General features: G+C 55.5%; 21 protein-coding genes. 3 read left to right on the top strand and 18 right to left on the bottom strand.

Annotated elements, in window-relative coordinates; translation table 11 throughout:
• Positions 1 to 7: 7 nt before the first annotated feature.
• From fdx to trmJ, 8 genes are all read right to left on the bottom strand, one after another.
• The gene (gene fdx, locus AC2FC2_RS16715) at positions 8 to 343 is read right to left on the bottom strand and encodes an ISC system 2Fe-2S type ferredoxin (RefSeq protein ID WP_061808324.1); all 336 of its coding nucleotides are present in this window, start codon (positions 341 to 343) and stop codon (positions 8 to 10) included.
• Positions 344 to 345: 2 nt separating this feature from the next.
• Complete coding sequence (hscA, locus tag AC2FC2_RS16710) at positions 346 to 2,196, bottom strand: Fe-S protein assembly chaperone HscA (protein ID WP_490659565.1); 1,851 nt, start codon at positions 2,194 to 2,196, stop codon at positions 346 to 348.
• 150 nt (positions 2,197 to 2,346) lie between these two features.
• The gene (hscB, locus tag AC2FC2_RS16705; protein ID WP_209638372.1) at positions 2,347 to 2,868 is read right to left on the bottom strand and encodes a co-chaperone HscB; all 522 of its coding nucleotides are present in this window, start codon (positions 2,866 to 2,868) and stop codon (positions 2,347 to 2,349) included.
• A gap of 63 nt (positions 2,869 to 2,931) precedes the next feature.
• Entirely contained in the window at positions 2,932 to 3,255 is a 324-nt protein-coding gene (iscA, locus tag AC2FC2_RS16700; protein WP_037417508.1) for an iron-sulfur cluster assembly protein IscA, read from the bottom strand.
• Positions 3,256 to 3,379: 124 nt separating this feature from the next.
• Positions 3,380 to 3,766, bottom strand: coding sequence for a Fe-S cluster assembly scaffold IscU (gene iscU, locus AC2FC2_RS16695; protein ID WP_012146333.1), 387 nt, complete (start codon positions 3,764 to 3,766; stop codon positions 3,380 to 3,382).
• A gap of 24 nt (positions 3,767 to 3,790) precedes the next feature.
• Positions 3,791 to 5,005 carry an IscS subfamily cysteine desulfurase gene (locus AC2FC2_RS16690; RefSeq protein ID WP_209638374.1) on the bottom strand — a complete coding sequence of 405 codons (1,215 nt, stop codon included), beginning with the start codon at positions 5,003 to 5,005 and terminating at the stop codon, positions 3,791 to 3,793.
• Positions 5,006 to 5,059: 54 nt separating this feature from the next.
• Complete coding sequence (iscR, locus tag AC2FC2_RS16685; protein ID WP_006318200.1) at positions 5,060 to 5,554, bottom strand: Fe-S cluster assembly transcriptional regulator IscR; 495 nt, start codon at positions 5,552 to 5,554, stop codon at positions 5,060 to 5,062.
• Positions 5,555 to 5,747: 193 nt separating this feature from the next.
• A complete protein-coding gene (gene trmJ / locus AC2FC2_RS16680; protein WP_037417502.1) occupies positions 5,748 to 6,482 on the bottom strand; it encodes a tRNA (cytosine(32)/uridine(32)-2'-O)-methyltransferase TrmJ in 735 nt (244 codons plus the stop codon).
• A gap of 119 nt (positions 6,483 to 6,601) precedes the next feature.
• Here trmJ and suhB point away from each other — a divergent pair, with 119 nt between their 5' ends.
• Positions 6,602 to 7,405, top strand: coding sequence for an inositol-1-monophosphatase (gene suhB / locus AC2FC2_RS16675; RefSeq protein ID WP_209638376.1), 804 nt, complete (start codon positions 6,602 to 6,604; stop codon positions 7,403 to 7,405).
• 106 nt (positions 7,406 to 7,511) lie between these two features.
• Here suhB and AC2FC2_RS16670 read toward each other — a convergent pair whose 3' ends face one another.
• Positions 7,512 to 8,534: a nickel/cobalt transporter gene (locus tag AC2FC2_RS16670; RefSeq protein WP_490659564.1), complete on the bottom strand. Its 1,023-nt coding sequence runs from the start codon at positions 8,532 to 8,534 to the stop codon at positions 7,512 to 7,514.
• A complete protein-coding gene (locus AC2FC2_RS16665) occupies positions 8,525 to 9,193 on the bottom strand; it encodes a DUF1007 family protein (RefSeq protein ID WP_209638380.1) in 669 nt (222 codons plus the stop codon). The genes AC2FC2_RS16670 and AC2FC2_RS16665 overlap by 10 nt, the downstream gene beginning before the upstream one ends.
• Before the next feature lie 144 nt (positions 9,194 to 9,337).
• Between AC2FC2_RS16665 and csiE the strand changes: the two genes are divergently transcribed.
• On the top strand, positions 9,338 to 10,603 hold the full coding sequence (gene csiE, locus AC2FC2_RS16660; protein ID WP_209638382.1) for a stationary phase inducible protein CsiE: 1,266 nt from the start codon (positions 9,338 to 9,340) through the stop codon (positions 10,601 to 10,603).
• Here csiE and AC2FC2_RS16655 read toward each other — a convergent pair.
• Positions 10,600 to 11,751, bottom strand: a complete 1,152-nt coding sequence (locus AC2FC2_RS16655; RefSeq protein WP_209638384.1) for a 3-phenylpropionate MFS transporter — start codon at positions 11,749 to 11,751, stop codon at positions 10,600 to 10,602. The genes csiE and AC2FC2_RS16655 overlap by 4 nt on opposite strands.
• 155 nt (positions 11,752 to 11,906) lie before the next feature.
• Positions 11,907 to 13,160 (bottom strand): serine hydroxymethyltransferase, encoded by a 1,254-nt coding sequence (gene glyA, locus AC2FC2_RS16650; RefSeq protein ID WP_209638386.1) that lies wholly within the window; start codon positions 13,158 to 13,160, stop codon positions 11,907 to 11,909.
• 365 nt (positions 13,161 to 13,525) lie between these two features.
• Between glyA and hmpA the strand changes: the two genes are divergently transcribed.
• Positions 13,526 to 14,716, top strand: a complete 1,191-nt coding sequence (gene hmpA, locus AC2FC2_RS16645) for an NO-inducible flavohemoprotein (protein WP_209638388.1) — start codon at positions 13,526 to 13,528, stop codon at positions 14,714 to 14,716.
• A gap of 161 nt (positions 14,717 to 14,877) precedes the next feature.
• Here the strand turns inward: hmpA and AC2FC2_RS16640 are convergent, their stop codons facing one another.
• From AC2FC2_RS16640 to AC2FC2_RS16615, 6 genes are all read right to left on the bottom strand, one after another.
• Entirely contained in the window at positions 14,878 to 16,065 is a 1,188-nt protein-coding gene (locus tag AC2FC2_RS16640; RefSeq protein ID WP_490659563.1) for a c-type cytochrome, read from the bottom strand.
• Positions 16,062 to 17,972: an NAD(P)-binding protein gene (locus AC2FC2_RS16635; protein ID WP_490659562.1), complete on the bottom strand. Its 1,911-nt coding sequence runs from the start codon at positions 17,970 to 17,972 to the stop codon at positions 16,062 to 16,064. The genes AC2FC2_RS16640 and AC2FC2_RS16635 overlap by 4 nt, the downstream gene beginning before the upstream one ends.
• A gap of 234 nt (positions 17,973 to 18,206) precedes the next feature.
• Entirely contained in the window at positions 18,207 to 19,631 is a 1,425-nt protein-coding gene (gene patD / locus AC2FC2_RS16630) for an aminobutyraldehyde dehydrogenase (RefSeq protein ID WP_490659561.1), read from the bottom strand.
• 181 nt (positions 19,632 to 19,812) lie between these two features.
• Entirely contained in the window at positions 19,813 to 20,619 is an 807-nt protein-coding gene (locus tag AC2FC2_RS16625) for an ABC transporter permease (RefSeq protein ID WP_012146350.1), read from the bottom strand.
• Positions 20,609 to 21,553 (bottom strand): ABC transporter permease, encoded by a 945-nt coding sequence (locus AC2FC2_RS16620; protein WP_209638396.1) that lies wholly within the window; start codon positions 21,551 to 21,553, stop codon positions 20,609 to 20,611. The genes AC2FC2_RS16625 and AC2FC2_RS16620 overlap by 11 nt, the downstream gene beginning before the upstream one ends.
• A gap of 1 nt (position 21,554) precedes the next feature.
• On the bottom strand, positions 21,555 to 22,583 hold the full coding sequence (locus AC2FC2_RS16615; protein ID WP_209638398.1) for an ABC transporter ATP-binding protein: 1,029 nt from the start codon (positions 22,581 to 22,583) through the stop codon (positions 21,555 to 21,557).
• Between the last annotated feature and the right edge of the window lie 150 nt (positions 22,584 to 22,733).

Below are 22,733 nucleotides of genomic sequence, written 5' to 3'. Positions count from 1 at the left end.
TGTCTCCTCACCCTTCACGCGCATGGTTGACGGTGTAGCGTGGCATTTCAACCACCAGATCTTCGTCAGCCACCAGCGCCTGACAGCTCAGACGGCTTTCCGGCTCCAGCCCCCAGGCCTTGTCCAGCATGTCGTCTTCCAGTTCGCTGCTCTCTTCGAGAGAATCGAAACCTTCACGCACGATGCAGTGACAGGTGGTGCAGGCGCAGGATTTCTCACAGGCGTGCTCAATATCGATACCGTTGCGCAGCGCAACGTTGAGGATTGACTCCCCTTGTTCGGCTTCCAGTACTGCCCCCTCCGGGCATAAATCTTGATGGGGCAGGAAAACAATTTTAGGCATGATTAAACCTCATCCACAGAATGGCCAGCCAGCGCACGGCGAATGGAAGCATCCATGCGGCGCGCGGCAAAGTCTTGCGTTTGTGCATCTAGTGTTTTTATTGCGGCTTCGATAGCGGCAGGATCGGTGCCCTGCGTCGCCTGTTGCAACGCTTCCACCGCTGCGGTAATTGCCGTACTTTCGGCGTCGCTCAGCAACGCGGCGTCGCTAGCCAGTGCACCCTGCAGGCTTTCCAGCACCCGGGATGCCTCGACCCGCTGTTCGGCCAGCATGCGTGCGCCAACGTCGCTCTGCGCATTGGCCATCGAATCTTTGATCATCCCGGCGATTTCGGCGTCAGACAGGCCATACGACGGCTTCACCTGAATCGATGCCTCAACGCCGGTGGATTTCTCCATCGCGGTGACGCTCAGCAAGCCATCGGCATCCACCTGGAAGGTGACGCGAATATGCGCGCCGCCAGCAGGCAATGGTGGCAGACCACGCAGCGAGAAGCGGGCCAGCGAACGGCAATCTTGCACCAGCTCACGCTCGCCCTGCAGCACGTGGATCATCATCGCGCTTTGGCCGTCTTTAAAGGTGGTGAACTCCTGCGCACGCGCCACCGGAATGGTGGTGTTACGCGGGATCACTTTCTCAACCAGACCGCCCATGGTTTCCAGACCGAGTGACAATGGGATCACGTCCAGCAGCAGCATGTCGCTGTCTGGCTTGTTACCCACCAAAATATCAGCCTGGATCGCGGCGCCAATGGCGACCACTTTATCTGGGTCGATCGACGTCAACGGCGTACGGCCGAAGAACATACCTACCTGCTCACGCACTAATGGCACGCGGGTAGAACCGCCAACCATCACCACTTCCAACACGTCTTCGGCACTCACACCTGCGTCTTTCAGCGCACGTCGGCAGGCCATCAGGGTGCGCTTAACCAGAGTGGCGATTAACGCGTCAAACTGCGCGCGGGTCACTTCCCCCTGCCAGCCGGCGATCTCAACGGTGGTGCTGTCGGCATCGCTCAGCGCAATCTTGGCGGCGATGGCGGCATCCAACAATTGGCGCTGCACACCGTGATCGCTACGGTCAGCCACACCGGCTTGCTCACGCAGCCAGTCGGCCAGCAAATGATCAAAGTCGTCGCCGCCCAGCGCAGAATCGCCGCCGGTAGCCAACACTTCGAACACGCCACGGCTCAACCGCAGAATAGAAATATCAAAGGTACCACCGCCCAAATCATAAACCGCGATGATGCCTTCTTGCCCAGAATCCAGACCGTAGGCAATTGCCGCAGCCGTAGGTTCATTCAGCAAACGCAGTACGTGCAGCCCGGCCAGACGCGCCGCGTCTTTGGTCCCCTGACGCTGTGCATCATCAAAATAGGCAGGAACCGTGATCACCACGCCATCGAGATCCCCTTCCAGCGCGGTTTGTGCGCGAGCGGCAAGCGCTCTGAGGATATCGGCGGAAACGCCAACCGGGTTAACCGAACCGGCGGCGGTAAGGATCATCGGCAAGCCATTTTCGCTGGCCTGGAACTGGTACGGCAGGTTCGGGTAACGCTGCTGCACGTCGGCCAGGGAGCGGCCCATCATGCGCTTGATTGAGCTGATAGTGTTGGCAGGATCCTGTGCCGCCTGCTGACGGGCATCCCAGCCAACACGCAACCTGTCTGCCTGGTAGTGCACCACCGACGGCAGCAAATCGCGCCCTTCGGCATCCGCCAGCGTTTCCGCCTGCCCACTGCGCACGGTAGCGACCAGAGAATTGGTGGTGCCCAGATCAATACCGGCTGCCAGACGACGCTGGTGTGGCGCGGCGCTGAGGCCGGGTTCACTAATTTGTAATAAGGCCATATTGAAGCTTCCCATATCCTTCATACTTGAAGCTGCATCTTTGTTGGCTGCATTTATTCGCGCCCGTCACACAGTGACCTACGTTCCTGGGGACTCACAAATTTGCCGCCTTGATGCAACGCCAATTATTTTGGGTATAAATGAAAAGAATTACTCAAAACCCAGCAGTTTTTCTTCGAGTTGTTCAACCTGTTGCTGGAGTTTGTCCAAAAAGCGCAGCTTACGCACGGTATCGGCGGCATCAACCCACTGCTGGCTATCCAGCTGTTGCACCATCAGCGCACTGCGCTGTTTGACCGTCTCGTTCACCCGTGCACCAAAGCTGGCCAACAGGCTTTCTGCGTCCGCTTTGCGCTCAATGGCATCGAGCTCTTCACGTAACTCAAGCTGTTCCATCAGAAACGCGGTATCACGCAGAGTGTGCTGCTCGTTGCTCAAATCAAAACCGTGCAAAGATAGCATATACTCCGCGCGTTTTAATGGGTGCTTCAGCGTTTGGTAGGCTTCATTGATCGTTGCCGCCTGTTGCAACGCCATCAGGCGTTCGCGTTCTGGCTGACTGGCAAAACGATCGGGATGGAATTGGCGCTGCAGATCCTGATAGCGAGATGCAAGCAGGCTGCCGTCCACGGGATAGCGAACTGGCAGCCCGAATAAAGTAAAGTAATCCATAGCGTGCTCTGGGCGTTATCGGATGAAGTTCCCCCGCGCCTGGCGGGGGAGCACGATGGACTGTCAGACGTTGAAACTTTCGCCGCAGCCGCACTCGCTTGAGACATTTGGGTTGTTGAACTTGAAGCCTTCGTTCAGACCTTCCTTAACGAAATCAAGCTCGGTGCCGTCAAGGTAGACCAGGCTCTTGCCGTCAATGATCACCTTAACGCCTTTGTTTTCAAAAACGATGTCGTCATCGTTCATTTCGTCAACAAATTCCAGCACGTACGCCATCCCGGAGCAGCCAGAGGTTCTCACCCCCAGACGCAGGCCAAGGCCTTTGCCACGGTTATCCATAAATGCCTGAACGCGCTGTGCAGCGCTGTCGCTCATGGTAATTGACATCACAACCTCATACTTAATATCCCCAACCCGTAGCAAAACAGGTGTGGGGAGCTAACCGGTGCAGGGGGTGAATAGACTCGCCCCGCTGAATGCGGGCGCGACATGCAACGCCCCTACACAATGATTACTTGGCGCTATGTTTGCTCTTGTAGTCGGCAATCGCTGCTTTAATGGCGTCTTCAGCCAGGATAGAGCAGTGAATTTTTACCGGCGGTAATTCCAGCTCTTCGGCGATCTGGGTGTTTTTGATCGCTTCAGCCTGATCAAGAGACTTGCCTTTCATCCATTCGGTCACCAGCGAGCTGGAAGCGATGGCGGAACCGCAGCCGTAAGTCTTGAAACGCGCGTCTTCAATGATACCTTCATTGTTGACCTTGATCTGCAACTTCATCACGTCGCCACAGGCCGGTGCACCCACCATGCCGCTGCCAACGCTAGGATCTTCGTTGTCGAAGGAACCCACGTTACGCGGGTTTTCATAATGATCGATTACTTTTTCGCTGTAAGCCATGACCTTGCTCCTGAATCCTGAGAATTAATGATGTGCCCATTCGATGCTGTTGATATCCACGCCCTGCTTGAACATGTCCCACAGTGGAGACAGATCGCGCAGACGGCCGATGGATTTACGCACCAGTTGAATGGTGTAATCGATCTCTTCTTCTGTGGTGAAACGCCCCAGAGAGAAACGGATCGAGCTATGCGCTAACTCGTCGGTCATTCCCAACGCGCGCAGCACGTAAGATGGCTCAAGGCTAGCGGAGGTACAGGCAGAACCCGAAGATACGGCCAGGTCTTTCAAGGCCATGATCAGCGATTCACCTTCAACATAGTTGAAGCTGACGTTCAGGATGTTAGGAACGCCGTTCTCCAGCGAACCGTTCAGATACACTTCTTCCATATCTTTCACGCCGTTCCACAGACGATCGCGCAGCGTGCGCAAGCGTGCCATTTCTGTCGGCATTTCTTCTTTGGCGATACGGTAAGCTTCGCCCATACCGACGATCTGATGCACAGGCAACGTGCCGGAACGCATACCGCGCTCGTGGCCACCGCCGTGGATCTGGGCTTCGATACGGATACGTGGTTTACGACGCACGTACAGCGCACCAATGCCTTTCGGGCCATAAATTTTGTGGCCGGAGAACGACATCAGGTCGACTTTCAATTTGCTCAGGTCGATAGGCAATTTACCTACGCTCTGGGTCGCATCAACGTGATAAATGACACCGCGTGCACGGCACATTTCGCCGATGGCTTCGATATCCTGCACCACGCCAATTTCGTTGTTCACGTGCATGATAGAGACCAGAATGGTGTCTTCACGCATCGCCGCTTCGAGATCCTGCAGGCTGATGATACCGTTGCTCTGCGGTGCCAGGTAGGTCACTTCAAAGCCTTCACGCTCGAGCTGGCGACAGGTGTCCAGCACGGCTTTGTGTTCGGTTTTGCTGGTGATGATGTGCTTGCCTTTCTTTTGATAGAAATTGGCCGCACCTTTGATCGCCAGGTTGTCGGATTCGGTTGCCCCGGAAGTGAACACGATTTCACGCGGGTCAGCGCCAACCAGTTCAGCAATTTGGTTACGGGCGATATCTACCGCTTCTTCCGCCTGCCAACCGAAACGGTGGGAACGGGAAGCCGGGTTACCGAAAGTCCCGTCCAGAGTCAAACACTGCATCATTTTCTCAGCAACGCGCGGATCAACCGGCGTCGTTGCTGAGTAGTCCAAATAAATCGGTAATTTCATTGCTCTTGTGCTCCGTACATCACTTCCAAAAACTAAAAAAATATCGCCAGCTGCTTATGCGCGCAGATTAACGTTGATAGTTTCTTGCGGACGACCGTTGGCCGTGCGACGGGTATCATTATTTTGACGATCCGCCACCACCAGCACTTCCTGGTTGTTCACCAGTTCAGCCAGCGTAATGTTGTTCAGGAACCCGCTGATGCGCTCGCTCAGATCGCGCCACAGGGTATGGGTCAGGCAGCGATCGCCACCCTGACAGCCTTCTTTACCCTGGCAACGGGTTGCATCTACCGATTCATCGACAGCAGTGATGACTGCACCAACGGCAATCTCACTCGCGTCTTTCCCCAGCAGATAACCACCGCCCGGCCCACGTACGCTGGCCACCAGGCCATTCTTACGCAGACGGGAGAATAATTGTTCCAGATAAGAGAGCGAGATACCTTGGCGCTCAGAAATATCCGCCAGAGGTACGGGCCCTTCCTGGGAGTGCAATGCCACGTCAAGCATAGCGGTTACGGCATAACGGCCTTTGGATGTCAGTCTCATAGCTAATGGTTACCTGTTGGTCAAACATGGCCGAAAGTCTGACATTCCCGAGTAAATCAGTCAACTATTTAACCTAGTAATTTACTCAAGTATTAGCACATTTTGAACTAAGCTAGATAATATGCATAAAAAATACATATTATAACCATTGGATAACTAATACTATTACCGCGAGCCGTTACAACGCATCAAATTAATTACCTTGATGTTTGTCCTGTTTCTCGATCGACGTCAGCATACCGCGCAGGATATTCAGCTCTTGCGCTTCTGGTCGCGCGCGGGTGAATAAACGACGCAAACGGCTCATGACCTGCCCCGGATGTGACGGGCGAATAAAGCCACTGTGCTGCAGCGTTTGTTCCAGATGCTGATAGAAACGTTCAAGATCGTCCACCAGCGGATATGGCGTCTCTTCCAACGGCGGCACGCCTGCCTGTTGGCGATCGAGGTAAGCCACACGGACTTCGTACGCCAGGATCTGCACTGCCATCGCCAAATTCAGCGAGCTGTAATCTGGGTTAGCCGGAATGGCGACGTGATAATGGCATTTTTGCAGCTCATCATTCGTCAGACCGACACGTTCACGACCAAATACCAACGCGACTGGCGCGTGCTCACCTTCGTGCACGGCGCGTACGCCGCATTCACGCGGTTCCAGCATCGGCCACGGCAAGGTACGTGAACGCGCGCTGGTGCCGACCACCAGGCTACAGCCGGCAATGGCGTCATCTAACGTATCAACGATAGTGGCGTTGCCAATCACGTCACTGGCCCCTGCGGCCAGGGCGATCGCCTGAGAATCAGGTTTTATCAGTGGATTAACCAGATAAAGGTTGGTTAACCCCATGGTTTTCATGGCTCTGGCGGTCGAGCCCATGTTGCCGGTATGGGAAGTTTCTACCAGAACAATGCGGATGTTATGCAGCATACAAACTCTGAGCGTAGCGGAAAATCACAGCATCTTAACACAGCCATAGGCAATTTGCCGAACACCTGCTATACTTCGCGCCGTTTCCTGTTCTTTAACATCCTAGTTGGAAGATACCCATGCATCCGATGCTGACTATCGCCGTGCGCGCTGCGCGCAAGGCCGGTAACCTGATTGCCAAAAACTACGAAACCCCGGACGCTGTAGAAGCGAGCCAGAAAGGGACCAATGACTTCGTCACTAACGTCGATCGCGATGCAGAGCATCTGATCATCGACGTCATCCGCAAGTCCTATCCGCAACATAGCATTGTTACCGAAGAACGCGGCGAATTGGTCGGCGAAGACAAAGATGTACAATGGGTGATCGATCCACTGGATGGCACATCAAACTTCATCAAACGTTTCCCACACTTCTCAGTTTCCATCGCCGTACGCATTAAAGGCCGTACTGAAGTCGCTGTGGTATACGATCCAATGCGTAACGAACTGTTCACCGCAACTCGCGGCCAGGGCGCGCAGCTCAACGGTTACCGCCTGCGTGGCACCAATGCCAAAGATTTGGATGGCACCATCCTGGCTACCGGCTTCCCGTTCAAGGTTAAGCAGCACGCAACACCTTACATCAACATCGTGGGTAAACTGTTCACGCAGTGTGCCGACTTCCGTCGCACCGGTTCTGCCGCGCTGGATCTGGCCTATGTGGCTGCCGGTCGCGTTGACGGTTTCTTCGAGATTGGCCTGAAGCCATGGGATTTCGCCGCAGGCGAACTGCTGGTGCGTGAATCTGGCGGCCTGGTGACCGACTTCGTCGGCGGCCACAACCACTTAAGCTCCGGCAACGTGGTAGCGGGTAACCCGCGCGTAGTGAAAGCCATGCTTTCTACCATGCGTGAAGAACTGAGCGAAGCGCTGAAGCGTTAATTCAGGCTATTACGCTGGCCGTCCGCAAACTGCCGGCGCTCACGACGCCTGAACCTGTTTTGAATATTGAAGCGCTGCAATGATTGCAGCGCTTTTTTTATGCCCGTTAGCGGGAGAAAGGCCGGATACCGCCACCGAACTCCGGTTGGGCACTGACGTATAACAGCAGCCCAGCGAATAACAAAATCAAACCACCGGCCAGTGCCAACGACCCCCACGCCACGGCACTCCAGGCAGCAGGGGCACGTGAACGGCTTAGGCGCACCGCCAGTCGACGGCTGTAATGCACCAGTAGAGCCAACAATGAAATGGTCAGCGAGGTGCCCAGCGCCATCGCCAACGCCGAAACAACGCCCCAGATAAAGACACCAATCACTTTGGAAAACAGCAACACCAATATCGCCCCCGAACATGGGCGCATCCCCATAGCCAGCACGATAGCGGCCTGTGTGCGCCAGTCGCTGCCCGCCTGTAATTCACTGTCGCTTGGCATATGCCGGTGGCCACAGCCGCAATGTTCATCGTGAACGTGATCCGCCGGCAACGGTTGCAGGCTGTTAATTCGCAGCGACGGCGACGGACGCAGGGTTTTCACCGCGCGGTAAAGTCGCTTCAAGGCACGCCAGCTCAGTAATACCCCAAGCAGCATCACCAGAATAAAACTGCCCTTCTCTAGCCAGAAGCTACTTTGGTGCAGTTGCCGTGATGACAGTTGCAACACCATCAGCATCAGCGTCACCAGTGCAATCGCCACCAACCCCTGTACCAACGACGCAGCAAAGGTCAGTTTCAGGCTGCTTTTCAGCCGTGCCGGATGGGTAGCCAAATAGGTGGCAATCACCACCTTGCCGTGACCAGGCCCCAGCGCATGCAGCACGCCGTAGCTCAGGCTAAACAGCATCAACACCAGCCCGGCCTGCTGCGGTGCAGCTTTTACCTGCTGTAGCAGACCGGCCAACTGCTGGTGCAGCCCTTTCTGCCACACCACACTTTGCATCAACAACTGCGGCCAATAGTGCCACGCCAACTGCGCACCCAACGCCAGCAACAGTGCAAACAAAAGCAATGGCCACAGACTGAAAGCCCAGTGTCGCTTACGCGCCGCCTGCTGGCTGAGGTTTATTGACATTGCAGACTGACCCGTTGGGCGAACTGTTGCCCCAGCGCCATATCTTCGCCGGGTGAATCGTTCTTATCGAGGGACAAGGCATAGGCCTGCAAAGACGAATTGGGTTTAGGTGTCATCAGCTTGAACTTGCATTGCGATGCCATTTCTGGCGGCAAGTGCAGTGCGGCCTTATCTTTGTAGGTCATATCGACAAAATAGGTTGGGTCATACGTAGAGATTTCAAACGGTTTGCCCGCCAGCGGTTGCGGCTCGGCCAGCGGTAACACAAACTCCAGCACCGCCTGGTGCCCCTGGCGTGACAAATGGTATTCCGTCGGCAAATTCAAATATTTCACCCGCTTACCGTCGCGGTACATATCCGTGAAATAATGCTGACCAAGTACATTGGCCATGACCTGCGCTGCCAGCTTTTTCCATACCTCTGAATCGCTTTTGGCATTCTCCGCGTCGTACAGCAAATCTGCCGAGGTGATTTCATCCATAACCCAAACCATTTTCAAGCCAACCAGCTGTTGATCCTTCACCACAAAGGTGGTGTTCATATCAATAAAGCTGTGCGGGTGAGCGACAGCGCCGGCACTGCATAACAGTAGAAAACCAGCCAGAATAAAACGTAACTTCATCATCAAACGATACTCATTATTGTTATAAAGTAACATCAACCAATCTTAAACCACCGCTATTCCGCCCAATAATTGTGACGAAAGTTGTAAGCCGAAGTAAAACCGGGTGCCGTAGCCACGCCGCGCATCGCCTTTTGCTATGCTTATTCATAATTTAAACGTTACCTGCCTGAAGGTGATATGAGCCTGGACACTGCCCCTGTGCCTGAGCTCTCCGGTCAACAACGACGCTGCCATCTACTATTGATGCTGTATGCGCCGGTGCCCGCAGTACAACTGGAGACCATCAGCCAAATTAATGGCGTCGCCCCCCCTATCACCCGGCAAGATATAGCCGAGGTTGCCAGTGAAATCCAGCGTTTCCACCATCTGGAGATCGACGGCAATCCCGACGAGGGATACCGGATTCGGGGCACTACGCTCAATCAACGCCTCTGCCTGCTCCACTGGCTGCGACGAGCTCTGCGCTGTAGCCCAGAATTTATCGAGCGGCATTTTTCCCCCTGGCTACGGCAGGCGCTGGGAATAAGCCAGGATCTGACCACGCCGTTGGAGCAATACATCAGTGCATGTGAACCGCTGATCAACCGCAGCTTTGATCGGCGCGATCGTCAGTTCTTGCAGCACTACCTTCTGTATTGCGCGTGGGAAGCTCGGAGCCAGCGGCATCCCATGTTTAATCCTGCCCAGCGCGACTGGCTTCATCAGAAGCCAGAACATCAGGTGGCGAGCAGGTTGCTTCAATCGCTGAATCAGCTTTTTGCCCTGCAACCCGAAGACAGCGAAAGCGACTTTCTTGTGTTGATGTTCACCATGCTGAAAAACCACAGCTATCACAGTAACGACTCTGCAGAAGACCTGCGGCTGATGGCTGCGATTGAAAATATGGTCGAACGCTTCCAACAGATATCCGGTATGACCTTCAGCAGTAAAGACGATTTGATCAGCCAGCTGTTTGCGCATCTGGCACCAGCGGTGGAGCGTTGTCGCTTTGAAATTGGTATCGACAACACACTGCTGGAAGAGGTCGAACGCAAATATCCGCGCCTGATGCGTACTGCCCAGGAAGCGCTGGCCCCCCTTGAACAGGAGTACGGCATTCACTTCTCCAGTGAAGAAGCCGGGCTGGTTGCGATCAGTTTTGGTGCCTGGTTGATGCAAGGCAATGCGTTACAAGAAAAGCAGGTACTGTTGCTGACGCTGGACAATCCGCAATTGGAAGAGGAAGTGGAATATCAAATTCGCGAATTAACGCTACTGCCATTGAATATCAAATATTTACCGCTGCGTGATTACCTGCACTCCGGTGCCCCACAGGGGGTAACGCTGGTCATCACCCCGTACGCCACGGAGCACGGTGCACTGCAACCGCCACTGATTTACACTGAATTACCGCTAGAACGCCAGCAGCGCAAAGCCATACGTGCGCTGCTGGAAACCTCTTAGCGGTTGCCGCTGATTGCAACGGCCGGCGGACGAATAAACAGCGCCGGCAACGCCACTGCCGCCATCACCCAGAACACCCCGCCATGCAGATGCTCGAACAGGAAGCCGGCAATCACGGTCATAATCGCAATCCCGCCCCCCATCGCCAGTGCCGAGTAAACCGCCTGCAGGCGGATCACTTCCGGCCCTTTGCGCGCCGCGATAAAGCGCATTGCCGCCAGATGGCAAACCGTAAAGGTGCCGCAGTGCAGAATCTGAATCACCAGTAGCCACCCCAACTCGGTGCTGGTGGCCATCAGGCTCCAGCGCAATATTCCGCAACAGGCGGAAAGCAGCAGCAAATTGCGCGCATTCCAGCGACGGAACAGGAAATTGCTGCTGGCGAAAATGATCACCTCTGCCACGACGCCCAGCGACCACAAGTAACCGATGGTCGATGCCGAATAACCTGCCTCTTGCCAATAAATGGACCCAAAACTGTAATAACCGGCGTGTGCACCTTGCAACAGGGTTACGCACAACAAGAAGCGCCAAACCGGCCCTTCTTTAAGCATCTCCCGCAATGAACGATCTGCTTCATTGTGGATACGCGCTTCGCCCTGTGGCATCACGCTCGGTTTCAGCATCATGCCCAACAGCATGGCTAATATGCTGATAATCAAGCTGTAGAGAATAGCGTTATGGCCCCAAACGGAAACCATCTGACCGGTCAACGCCGAACCAATCACAAACGCCAGCGATCCCCACAGCCTGACACGACCGTAATCCATAGCGATCTGTTTTTGCCAGGTACCGGCCAACGCGTCTGTAAGCGGGACTAACGGCGAAAAGAACAGATTGAAGCCGGCGATCACTAACATTAGCCAGCCCCAGCCATTACCAAAACAAAACCCGATGGCGAAAGCCAGTGTCAGCAATGCCAGCAGGCGCAGTGCCGTCACCAGATGAGAGGGATCTTTTACCCGGGGGGCTATCAGCAAACTTCCCAGGAAACGTGCAACCAGACCTGCGCCAAGCAGAATACCGATAGTTTCAGGCGGTATGCCCTCACCTTTTAACCAAACGCCCCAAAAAGGTAAGAAGATGCCATAAGAAAAGAAGTAGGTGAAATAGCTAAGAGCGAGCCAACGCGTTGATTGCAAAACCATGATCCCTCCGGTGTGAAGGCGATACTTTGACAGAGGTCACACTGGCTAGCAATGTACATTCACCGTCTAGGGGGTAGAGTGCTAGGTAGTTCACAGTTTGTCTGCAACAGGTATAAAAAAACCCGCCGAAGCGGGTTTTTAAAGGGAAAGCAGAGTTATGCGTAAACCGGCAGGCGGGCGCAAATATCCAATACTTTCTTCTTGGTACGTTCGATGGTGGCTTCATCGTTGATGTTGTCCAACACATCACAAATCCAACCCGCCAATTCACGCACTTCAGCTTCTTTGAAGCCACGGCGAGTCACTGCTGGCGTACCGATACGCACACCGGAGGTGACGAATGGGCTCTTAGGATCGTTTGGCACGCTGTTTTTGTTCACGGTGATGTTGGCACGGCCCAAGGCTGCGTCAGCTTCTTTACCGGTCAGGTTCTTGTCAACCAGATCCAGCAGGAACAGGTGGTTATGCGTACCGCCGGAAACCACTTTGTAGCCGCGGTCCAGGAACACTTGCACCATGGCTTTGGCGTTATCAGCCACTTGTTGCTGGTAAATCTTGAACTCAGGCTCCATCGCTTCTTTCAGCGCTACCGCTTTACCGGCAATCACGTGCATCAGCGGGCCACCCTGGCCGCCAGGGAACACTGCAGAGTTCAGTTTCTTGTACAGCTCTTCATCACCGCCTTTCGCCAGGATCAGGCCGCCACGCGGACCCGCCAGGGTTTTATGCGTTGTGGTGGTAACGATGTGTGCGTGTGGTACCGGGTTAGGATAAACGCCAGCGGCGATCAGGCCTGCAACGTGCGCCATGTCAACGAACAGGTAAGCACCAATGCTGTCGGCGATTTCACGCATTTTTGCCCAATCAACGATACCGGAGAAGGCCGAGAAGCCACCGATGATCATTTTTGGTTTGTGAGTCTGTGCCTGTTTGGCCAGATCTGCGTAGTCGATTTGGCCTTTTTCGTCGATGCCGTAAGGCACCACGTTATACAGCTTGCCGGACAGGTTGACAGGTGAACCATGAGTCAGGTGACCGCCGTGTGCCAGGTTCATCCCCAAAATGGTGTCGCCCGGCTGCAGCAGCGCGGTATAAACAGCAAAGTTTGCCTGAGAGCCGGAGTGCGGCTGTACGTTGGCATAATCGGCACCGAACAGTGCTTTAGCACGGTCGATAGCCAGTTGCTCAACGATATCCACGTATTCGCAGCCGCCGTAATAACGCTTGCCTGGATAGCCTTCAGCGTATTTGTTGGTCAACTGGGAACCCTGAGCCTGCATAACACGCGGGCTGGTGTAGTTCTCAGACGCAATCAGCTCAATGTGCTCTTCCTGGCGCACAACTTCTTGCTCCATTGCACGCCACAGTTCGGCATCGTAATCAGCAATGTTCATTTCACGCTTTAACATCCGGCTTCTCCTGACTTAAATCGGCTAACTAAAAAATCACCACCCGTTTGGGCTCTGGGACACAGTGTAAACTGTTTCCCCCTACCGAGGATAGGTCTTGACAGAGGTTTTTACGCAAACGATTGGCTTTAGGCGCAGCAAGGTTTTGATCCGATAAACAGTGCCATTGGGCAACGGACTTTTACTCATGCTAAGAATGCGGTTTTTTCATGTTCTGTGAGCGGGATCGCCGCTGAGCGACCCCGCAAAAAAATCAGGGGTATTTACAGCCGCAACAGAAACCGCTAGGATGCATTCAAACTTAAAGATGCATTTAAAATACATCATTACAAAACACCAATAATGATCGACCAAGGAGCGCTACCATGCTGGATAGCCAAACCATCGCCACCGTAAAATCTACTATTCCCCTGCTGGCCGCTACCGGGCCGAAACTGACCGCGCATTTCTACGACCGCATGTTCGAACACAACCCCGAATTAAAAGATGTGTTCAACATGAACAACCAGCGCAATGGCGATCAACGCCAGGCACTGTTCGACGCAATTTGTGCCTACGCCGCGAATATCGAAAATCTGGCGGCCCTGCTGCCTGCCGTAGAGCGTATTGCCCACAAACACACCAGCCTGAATATTCAACCGGATCAATATCAAATTGTCGGCGGTCATCTGCTGGCCACATTGGACGAAATGTTCAGCCCGGGCCAAGAGGTACTGGATGCCTGGGGCAAAGCCTATGGCGTGTTGGCGAATGTGTTTATCCAGCGCGAAGACCAAATTTATCAGGCCAGTGCAACCGCCAACGGTGGCTGGCGTGACCTGCGAGCTTTCCGCATCGTCAAAAAACAGCCGCAAAGCGACGTGATTTGCAGTTTCGTCTTGGCGCCCGTTGACGGCGGCAAAGTGATCGACTTCAAGCCGGGCCAATATCTGGCGGTCTACATCAAACATGACAGCATGGAAAACCAGGAAATACGCCAATACTCACTGACCACCTCACCTAACGGCGAATACTACCGTATCGCAGTCAAACGTGAAGATCAGGGGAAAGTCTCTAACTTCCTGCATCAGCAAGCCAAAGAAGGCGACGTGATTTACCTCGCCCCACCGCACGGGGACTTCTTCCTCGACGCGCAGCCGGAAACACCTGTGGCGCTGATTTCCGCCGGTGTTGGCCAGACCCCGATGCTCGGCATGCTAAATACCCTGCACGATAGCCAGCATCCGGCGGATATACACTGGCTGCATGCAGCGGAAAACGGCAGCGTTCACGCCTTTGCCGATGAAGTTGCGGATATTGCCAAACGTATGCCAAACCTGAGCCGTCACGTGTGGTACAACCAACCAGGTGCAGACGATGTAGAAGGCCGTGACTACCAGAGCCGTGGTCTGATGAATCTGAGTGCTCTACGCGAAACGCTCAGCACCCCACAGATGCATTACTATTTCTGCGGCCCGGTCCCCTTCATGCAGTATGTGGCCAAGCAGTTGCTGGAGATGGGGGTAGATGCCGATCGCATCCACTACGAATGCTTCGGCCCACATAAAGTGATGTAATTGAAAAGGGCGCGGCCCCTATGAGCCGCGCCCGTATTGCGCATAATTGGCATTGCCTCGCGACGGCACCCCAGCGAATCCCCAAGAACGTACAAATAGTCCATGACGGGGGAAGCGCAGGCAGTCAACAATGAAGCCGCTTCAAATAGGACAGTGTCTGGTTATTTCTCCGCCAGCTTGCGCGTCTCCTGCACCTGCTGCGCCGTAACCGGTGCCGACTGGTTGCCCCAACTTCCTCGTAAATAGCTCATCAGATCGGCAGTTTGCTGGTCATCCAATGCCCAAGCGTAACCCGGCATGGCGATCGCCGTGGCGTGTTGTGTGATAGGCGTATGCGCGCCTTCCAACACCACGCGCAGCGCGGTGAGTGGGTTCTCCGCCGTGACCGTCGCATTGCCCGCCAGTGCCGGAATGGTGTTGTCGCTCCCCTCGCCCTTATTGCCATGGCAGGTTGAACAGTACATGGCGTAGGTGCTTTGCCCCGCTTTCCAGTTGTCGACCGCCATTGCGACAGGTTTTTCCGCCGACGGTTTTTCTGCCTCCAGGCTGTGCAAATAGGTGGCAATGGCATTCAGATCGCCGTCCGTGAGGTACTGCGTGCTGTGGCTTACCACCTCACTCATCGGCCCGGCGACCGCAGCATGTTGGCTGCGCCCTGTTTTCAGCAAAGACACCACCTCGTCCTGCTTCAGACCGCGTAATCCCGATGCGTACCAACCATCCAGCTCAGCGCCACTCAGGAAGGCAGGTTCTTTGCTGCCCAGCCCTTTCTCTTGCATCGCCCAGCCGCGCGGCGTATGGCAACTGCCACAGTGCCCAGCCCCTTGCACCAAATAAGCACCACGATTCCATTCGGCACTCTGACTGCTGTCCGGCTTGTAAGGCGTATCGTCATGGAACAGTTGGTTCCAGACCGCCAGCGGCCAACGCATCGACAACGGCCAGCTGATATCACTAGCACGGTTGGCCGTATTCTGCGCCGGGACTTCCTTCATCAGGTAGTCATACAGCGCACGCATATCTTCCGCGTTCATTTTGGCGTAAGAGGTATACGGCATCGCGGGATACAACCGATGGCCATCTTTGGCGATCCCCTGGCGCATAGCGCGATCAAACTCGTCAAAAGAATAGCCACCGATGCCTTGCTGTTTGTCCGGGGTGATATTGGTGGCGTAAATGTTGCCCAACGGCGTAGGGAACTTCATCCCACCAGCAAACAGAGCGCCACCCGGCGTGGTATGACAGGCGGTACAGTCCCCGGCCTTAGCCACATACTCCCCCGCCGACATTGCCTGGGCCGAACCGCCCGCTGCCAGTAAGGTCAGCAAATACAGTGAACGCATTCTCATGCTCCCTCCTTCGCCGCAACATGGCTGAAGGCCAACTCATTGACCGCACGCCATGCCTGGTCGATCGCCGAGTTGGCATACGGACTCCAGTCAGAGTCCGAGTTGGCAATCACAATCTTGCCGATCGGCTTACGCGCTGTCGCAATGATTTTCTTTGCTTCATCCTCATCATCAAACAGCCCATTGAGGAAGTAGGAATAGCCATGTGACCAGCGGTTTACGGTAATGGCTTCAATATCTCGCTGATGATCGAACCCGGCAGAACCGAGCATGCCCTGTAGCTGCTCACGGATCATCTGCTCATGCACCTCAAACGGCGTGCCCAGCAGTAAGGCGCGCCCCTTGCGAGACTGCTCACGTGGGCTTAACCCGCTCCCCGCCAGCGTCGGCACATACACCATGTGCAGGCCGATCGGTTGGTTCGGATCGCGCGGGTGCTGATAGCCGCCCATGCTCACCGGGTAATCCAACTTCACGCGGCAATACGGTGCCGTTGGCGAGTACACCTCATGCACACCCAGTTTGATAAATGGCTGCCAATTGCGGATCACCACTTTGCTGTACACCAACGGTGACTTCACGTTCTGCTTGAGCGCTTCTTGCTGTTCCGACGACATTTCCGGCACCAGATACGGGATCATCATATTGTACCCGGCCATCACGACCTGTCCGGCGCGTACCTTGGTCATTTTCTCGCCGGTCATATAGGTCACTTCAACCTTGTCGCCGACGTTAGCCGCATGCAGGCCCGTGCTATTGAGCCGCAGTTTTACCGGTGACGCCGCGCGATCAAGCTGGCTGTAGTCGAACTTCGCCAACACGATGTCATTCATGTCCTTACCGCCCGGTGAAACCGCCGGGATCAAATGACGCACCATCAAGCGCGTCAATGTGGCGTTGCCGTCAGGGAAATGGAACACGTAGGGATCGTCGAGATCCGCCTGCGACTCTTCGTCCAGCGGCGGTAAATTCATGCCATTGAGCCCAGGCAAGTCGCAGATGCGTGCGTCACTGCATGATGTCGCATCAATGCCCACAGCCTGGAAGTCACTGGTGGTTTGCTGGAAATAACGGATCGCCATTTCGCTCAGGCCGACCTTATCACGCAGGAATTCGGTATAGCTGTGCTTGTCGAGCCATTCACTTTTCTGTTCCTGATTCATCTCCGGCAGGTAATCCTTATCCACCGTGTGCAGCGCAATCAGCGCCTGACGATCAGTTTCCGGCAGTGGGAAATCACCGATAAAGGCTTCGTAGGAGCGACCATTAAGACGATCGTGCGGGATGTCGTCGGCAACCATGCGGCCCGGATCGCCACTCACGACCTTGTCGACGCCGAAGTTTTTACGATCGAAATAGACACCGCGACTCAAATTCAGGTTCGGGTAGAAAGTGGTATCGAACGCTTTTTCCAGATTGTCGATGCTGACACCCAGCTTTTGCAGCAGGCCCATCGCCACCGGGCTAAAGTTGGATCGCGGTGACTGCAATGACTCGCTACCGCCATAACCAAGAATAGTGCCGTTTTCACTGCTGAATTCATTGCGCTTGGCGTGCCCGCCGAAGTCATCGTGATTGTCTATCAGCAAAATACGTTGCTGCGGGCCCTTCATTTGCTGCCAGAAGCAGGCCGCAGCCAGCCCGCTGATACCGGCCCCCACGACCACCAAATCAAACTCTTCCGTCGCAGGTACGGAAGCAAAATCGAAGGCCTTGCCATCGCGCCCCAGTTGGTGTGCATGCTCGAATGAACCAGGATGGTTACCACGAAGCCCAGTCAGCGTCGGCGGGTAATAAAGGGTTTGATTGGCGGTTTGCGGCGACGCTCTTAAGATCTGCATCGGCGTCAACCCGGCGGCGATAGTGATCGCCACCCCGTTAAGAAAATCGCGTCGGGTGATGCTCATAATTGGCTTCCTTTCAGTTTTTCCCCGTCGTATTTAAAGCTACAGCGTGGTTACCTGCACTTGCTCACCGTAGGGGGCGAATACCTTCGCCCCAATTGATACGGGCGCAGCATGCAGCGCCCCTACCTGACCTGGGCCGCCTAGCTGTAGCTTAAAATCCATAGGGGATATTATTATCAGGCCAGTAGTAACCAGCCTGAAAGCCGCGTTATTTTGCAGATAAAACCCAATGAATCAATGTTTAAACATCACATGCCGTATAGCAGTATAGTCTTCCAATCCATACATCGACATATCCTTGCCGTAGCCGGACAGCTTCTGCCCCCCGTGCGGCATTTCACTCACCAGCATGAAATGGGTATTCACCCAGGTGCAGCCATACTGCAAACGGGCGCTTAAACGGTGTGCCCGGCCAACATCCCGCGTCCACAGCGACGACGCCAGTCCGTAAGTAGACTCATTAGCCCAGGCCAGCACCTGCGCCTCATCGTCGAATGGCGTTACGGTCACGACCGGGCCGAACACTTCACGCTGCACAATCTCATCTTCCTGACGCGCGCCAGCTAACAATGTCGGCTGGAAATAGTAGCCAGGGCCGTCGACCCGCTCACCGCCCGTCACGACCTGTACATGCGGCAAGGCTTTTGCTCGCTCGACAAAGCCCACAACCCGCTCCAAATGCTGGGCGGTAATCAATGGGCCCAGCTCACTGCTCTGATCTTCCGGCGGCCCGATCTTTAGGCTGCCAATGGCCTCGCCCAACGCCTTCACCAACTGTGGGTAGATGTCTTTCTGCGCATAAATGCGGCAGGCAGCGGTGCAGTCCTGACCCGCGTTGTAGAAGCCGAAGCTACGGATCCCGTCCACCACCTGTTGCAGATCGGCATCGTCAAATACCAGCACCGGCGCTTTCCCCCCCAATTCCATATGGGTGCGTTTAATGCCGGGTGCAGTATGCGCAATAATGTGTTCCCCGGTGGCGATGGATCCGGTGAGTGACACCATGCGCACTTTGTCATGGCCGGTCAGCCGGTCGCCAACGCTGGCGCCGCGGCCGAACAGCACGTTGAACACACCCGGCGGGAACACGCCGGCGGCCAATTCAGCCAACTTGAACGTGGTTAGCGGGGTTTGTTCCGATGGCTTAAGCACAACGCAGTTACCCGCCGCCAAGGCCGGGGCCAACTTCCATGCTGCCATCATCAGCGGATAGTTCCAAGGGGCAATCGAAGCCACCACGCCCAAAGGGTCACGGCGGATCATTGAGGTGTGTCCCGCAAGATATTCACCCGCCGCCAGCCCGCTCAGACAGCGGCTCGCACCGGCGAAAAAACGGAAAACATCGGCTACGGCCGGCAGTTCGTCGTTCAATACACAGTGGTAGGGTTTGCCGCAGTTAAGCGACTCAAGGCGAGCAAAGGTTTCCGCATGGTTGTCAATCATATCCGCCAGCTTCAACAAATATTCGGAACGCGCTTTCGGCGTGGTTTGTCCCCATTCGGCAAATGCGGCGTCGGCCGCCAGCACCGCCTGATCAACCTGCTCTGCGCTGGCTTCAGCCACCTGTAACACTACTTCTCCGCTCGCCGGGTTATACACCGGCAACAACGTGCCCTGGCCGGTCACCAGTTGGCCATTAATCAACAATTGGCTTTGCATAGGGTTATCCTTTTAAATTTTACAATTCAAAATGTTAATTAAGGTTCACTGAGCGTAACGAGCGTAGGCAGGCTGAGTGCGGACAGCGCGCAGGGCCCCGGAGCGTACACGAAGTACGTGAGGAGGCCGAGCACTGCCCAATCTCAGGATGCCAAGCGCAGTAGCCCAGTAGGCCTGAATTCTATTTGCCACTGCCGGCGACGCTTTCGCCACCCTTAGTCAGGTAATAAGCCCCCAAAATCGGGATCATGGTCAGCAACATCACGGACAGCGCGACCACGTTGGTGATCGGCACATCACGCGGGCGGCCGAGCTGATTGAGCAGCCACAGCGGCAGCGTGCGCTCATGCCCGGCGGTAAAGGTGGTGACAATGATTTCATCAAACGACAGCGCGAAGGCCAACATGCCACCGGCCAGCAACGCTGAACCCAGATTGGGTAACATGACGTAGCGGAAGGTTTGCCAGCCGTCAGCACCCAGATCCATTGACGCTTCAATCAGGCTATGGGAAGTCCGGCGGAAACGAGCGATGACGTTGTTGAATACGATCACCACGCAGAAAGTGGCATGCCCGATAACGATGGTCAGTACGCCCGGTTCGATATTCAGCGCCTTGAACGCGGCCAGCAACGCCAGACCGGTAACAATGCCCGGCAGCGCGATCGGTAACAGCAGCAACAGTGAAATGCTGTCTTTACCGAAGAAATCACGCCGGTACAGCGCCGCAGCCGCCAGGGTGCCCAGTACCAGCGCCACAGCCGTGGCCAATGCAGCAATCTGCGCGGAAAGTAGCATCGCATCGATAATGTCCTGCCGCCCGGCGGCAACGCTGAACCAATGCAACGTGAACCCCTTCGGCGGGAAGCTGAACGCCGCGTCCTCGGTGTTGAAGGCGTAAATGGCGATAATCGCCAGGGGGAAATGCAGGAAAATCAGACCGCCCCAGGCGGCCAATTTCAGCCCTAACGGCGCGCGCTCAGAGTGCATCGAAGGCCCCCAGACGTTTCACAATGGAAAGATAAATCGCGATTAACACAATCGGCACCAGAGTAAAGGCCGCGGCCATCGGCATATTCCCGATCGCCCCTTGCTGCGCGTACACCATGCTGCCGATGAAATAGCCCGGCGGGCCCACCAGCTGCGGCACAATAAAGTCCCCCAGCGTCAGTGAGAAGGTGAAGATCGACCCGGCGGCAATGCCCGGCACCGCCAACGGCAGGATCACATAACGAAAGGTCTGCGACGGGCGTGCGCCCAAATCCGCCGAAGCATGCAGCAACGAAGGTGGCAGACGTTCCAGCGCCGCCTGGATCGGTAAGATCATGAACGGCAGCCAGATATACACAAACACCAGAAAACGCCCCAACCCTGAGGTCGACAAGGTATTGCCCCCTACGCCCGGTACGGTCAGGATTGCCGCCAACACCGGCTCCAGCCCAAGATGCTGTAGGAACCACTGCGCCACGCCATCCTTTGCCAGCAATAGGGTCCAGGCGTAGGCCTTAACGATATAACTGGCCCACATTGGCATCATCACCGCGATATAGAAGAACGCTTTGACGCGGCCGCTGGTGTAACGTGCCATGTAGTAGGCAATCGGAAATGCCAACATCGCGCTGGCCAGGGACACCAGCACCGCCATGGTCAATGTGCGAAGAATGATGTCGTAATTGGCCGGGTTGAACAGCGCCCGCAGGTTGTCGAAGGTCAGATCCGGCGTCACCGTCATGGTGAAATCGTCGAAGGTGTAGAACCCCTGCCACAACAGCGTCAATAATGAGCCAAGGTACACCGCGCCGAACCACAACAGCGGCGGGACCAATAACAACAGCAGGTACAGCGTCGGTCGGCGATACAGCCAGGTCGACAGCGCGCGCAAGGTACCGCGGCGCGGCGCGGGATAGTCAATGCTCATCTCCATCTCACCTCTCCTCCAGCAGTGGCACCATCGCCTCGCGTGACCAGCAAGCGGTGACCGGTTGACCGATCAGGTGTCGCTGCCCGTCGGCATGCCACTGAGGATTCGCCTCGCTGACCAGCAGTTTCTCCCCGCTGTTCAACGCAATTTCATAGCGCGTTGCGGCGCCTTGATAATGGATCTCTTGCAGCGTGCCCTGCACCTGGACGTCACCCTGTGCCGCGCCGGCCTGATTGGCTAAACGGATATGCTCGGGACGGATTGAGAAGGTGGCGGCCTGGCCCAGTAACCGCTGCGCCAGATCGCTGCGTACCACATTGGACGTACCGACAAACTCGGCAACAAAGGGTGTCTTCGGCCGCATGTACAACTCGCGAGGCGCATCCACCTGCTCAATACGCCCATTGTTGAACACCGCCACCCGATCGGACATCGATAGCGCTTCGCTCTGATCGTGGGTGACGAAAATAAAGGTGATCCCCAGTTGGCGCTGCAGCTTTTTCAGCTCGCCCTGCATCTGCTCACGCAGCTTGAGATCCAGCGCGCCAAGCGGTTCATCCAGCAACAGCACCCGTGGCCGATTGACCAAAGCGCGCGCCAGTGCAACACGCTGCCGCTGACCGCCTGAAAGGTGTGCCGGTTTACGTTCGGCCACAAATCCCAGCGCCACACTGTCCAGCGCTTCCTGCGCCCGCGCCAGGCGTTCACGTTTGGCCACGCCTTTAACCATCAGCCCGTAGGCGACGTTTTCCAGCACTGACATATGCGGGAACAACGCGTAATCCTGGAAGACGGTATTCACGTCACGTTGATACGGTGGCAGATTGGCGGCTTCCTGGCCGTGAATACGAATCGAACCGGCACTGAGCTGTTCAAAACCGGCGATCAATCGCAGGCATGTGGTTTTGCCCGAACCTGAAGGCCCGAGCATGGAGAAGAATTCCCCATCCTGTATTTCGATAGAAACCCTGTCCACGGCGCGAACATCGCCAAAACTCCGAGAAACATCGATAAACTGCACGGCAATGGTCATGATCTGCTCTCCTAAACATGGCGTAAACTCATCAGGTGTAGCCAGCAAAGCCAGTTTGGCTACCCCCGACACAGACCTATCGCCAAAATAGTTCGGGCTACATCAAAGCGACAACCCAACGCATCCCCGAGTGCGTACAGGTCGTACGCA

Source organism: Serratia sp. CoH_122_TC_1 (genome assembly GCF_058191755.1).
Note: the sequence above shows the minus strand (reverse complement) of the source record. Positions and strands in the feature narration are given on the sequence as shown.

Excerpts from the sequence above, each read along its gene's own strand:
- AC2FC2_RS16640 (WP_490659563.1), bottom strand. The coding sequence starts at position 16,065 with ATGAGAATGCGTTCACTGTATTTGCTGACCTTACTGGCAGCGGGCGGT.
- AC2FC2_RS16690 (WP_209638374.1), bottom strand. The coding sequence starts at position 5,005 with ATGAAATTACCGATTTATTTGGACTACTCAGCAACGACGCCGGTTGAT.
- AC2FC2_RS16670 (WP_490659564.1), bottom strand. The coding sequence starts at position 8,534 with ATGTCAATAAACCTCAGCCAGCAGGCGGCGCGTAAGCGACACTGGGCT.
- iscU (WP_012146333.1), bottom strand. The coding sequence starts at position 3,766 with ATGGCTTACAGCGAAAAAGTAATCGATCATTATGAAAACCCGCGTAAC.
- AC2FC2_RS16625 (WP_012146350.1), bottom strand. The coding sequence starts at position 20,619 with ATGCACTCTGAGCGCGCGCCGTTAGGGCTGAAATTGGCCGCCTGGGGC.
- AC2FC2_RS16635 (WP_490659562.1), bottom strand. The coding sequence starts at position 17,972 with ATGAGCATCACCCGACGCGATTTTCTTAACGGGGTGGCGATCACTATC.
- iscR (WP_006318200.1), bottom strand. The coding sequence starts at position 5,554 with ATGAGACTGACATCCAAAGGCCGTTATGCCGTAACCGCTATGCTTGAC.
- glyA (WP_209638386.1), bottom strand. The coding sequence starts at position 13,160 with ATGTTAAAGCGTGAAATGAACATTGCTGATTACGATGCCGAACTGTGG.
- AC2FC2_RS16655 (WP_209638384.1), bottom strand. The coding sequence starts at position 11,751 with ATGGTTTTGCAATCAACGCGTTGGCTCGCTCTTAGCTATTTCACCTAC.
- AC2FC2_RS16665 (WP_209638380.1), bottom strand. The coding sequence starts at position 9,193 with ATGTTACTTTATAACAATAATGAGTATCGTTTGATGATGAAGTTACGT.
- AC2FC2_RS16620 (WP_209638396.1), bottom strand. The coding sequence starts at position 21,553 with ATGGAGATGAGCATTGACTATCCCGCGCCGCGCCGCGGTACCTTGCGC.
- suhB (WP_209638376.1), top strand. The coding sequence starts at position 6,602 with ATGCATCCGATGCTGACTATCGCCGTGCGCGCTGCGCGCAAGGCCGGT.
- hscB (WP_209638372.1), bottom strand. The coding sequence starts at position 2,868 with ATGGATTACTTTACTTTATTCGGGCTGCCAGTTCGCTATCCCGTGGAC.
- hmpA (WP_209638388.1), top strand. The coding sequence starts at position 13,526 with ATGCTGGATAGCCAAACCATCGCCACCGTAAAATCTACTATTCCCCTG.
- AC2FC2_RS16615 (WP_209638398.1), bottom strand. The coding sequence starts at position 22,583 with ATGACCATTGCCGTGCAGTTTATCGATGTTTCTCGGAGTTTTGGCGAT.
- csiE (WP_209638382.1), top strand. The coding sequence starts at position 9,338 with ATGAGCCTGGACACTGCCCCTGTGCCTGAGCTCTCCGGTCAACAACGA.
- trmJ (WP_037417502.1), bottom strand. The coding sequence starts at position 6,482 with ATGCTGCATAACATCCGCATTGTTCTGGTAGAAACTTCCCATACCGGC.
- iscA (WP_037417508.1), bottom strand. The coding sequence starts at position 3,255 with ATGTCAATTACCATGAGCGACAGCGCTGCACAGCGCGTTCAGGCATTT.
- fdx (WP_061808324.1), bottom strand. The coding sequence starts at position 343 with ATGCCTAAAATTGTTTTCCTGCCCCATCAAGATTTATGCCCGGAGGGG.
- patD (WP_490659561.1), bottom strand. The coding sequence starts at position 19,631 with ATGCAAAGCCAATTGTTGATTAATGGCCAACTGGTGACCGGCCAGGGC.
- hscA (WP_490659565.1), bottom strand. The coding sequence starts at position 2,196 with ATGGCCTTATTACAAATTAGTGAACCCGGCCTCAGCGCCGCGCCACAC.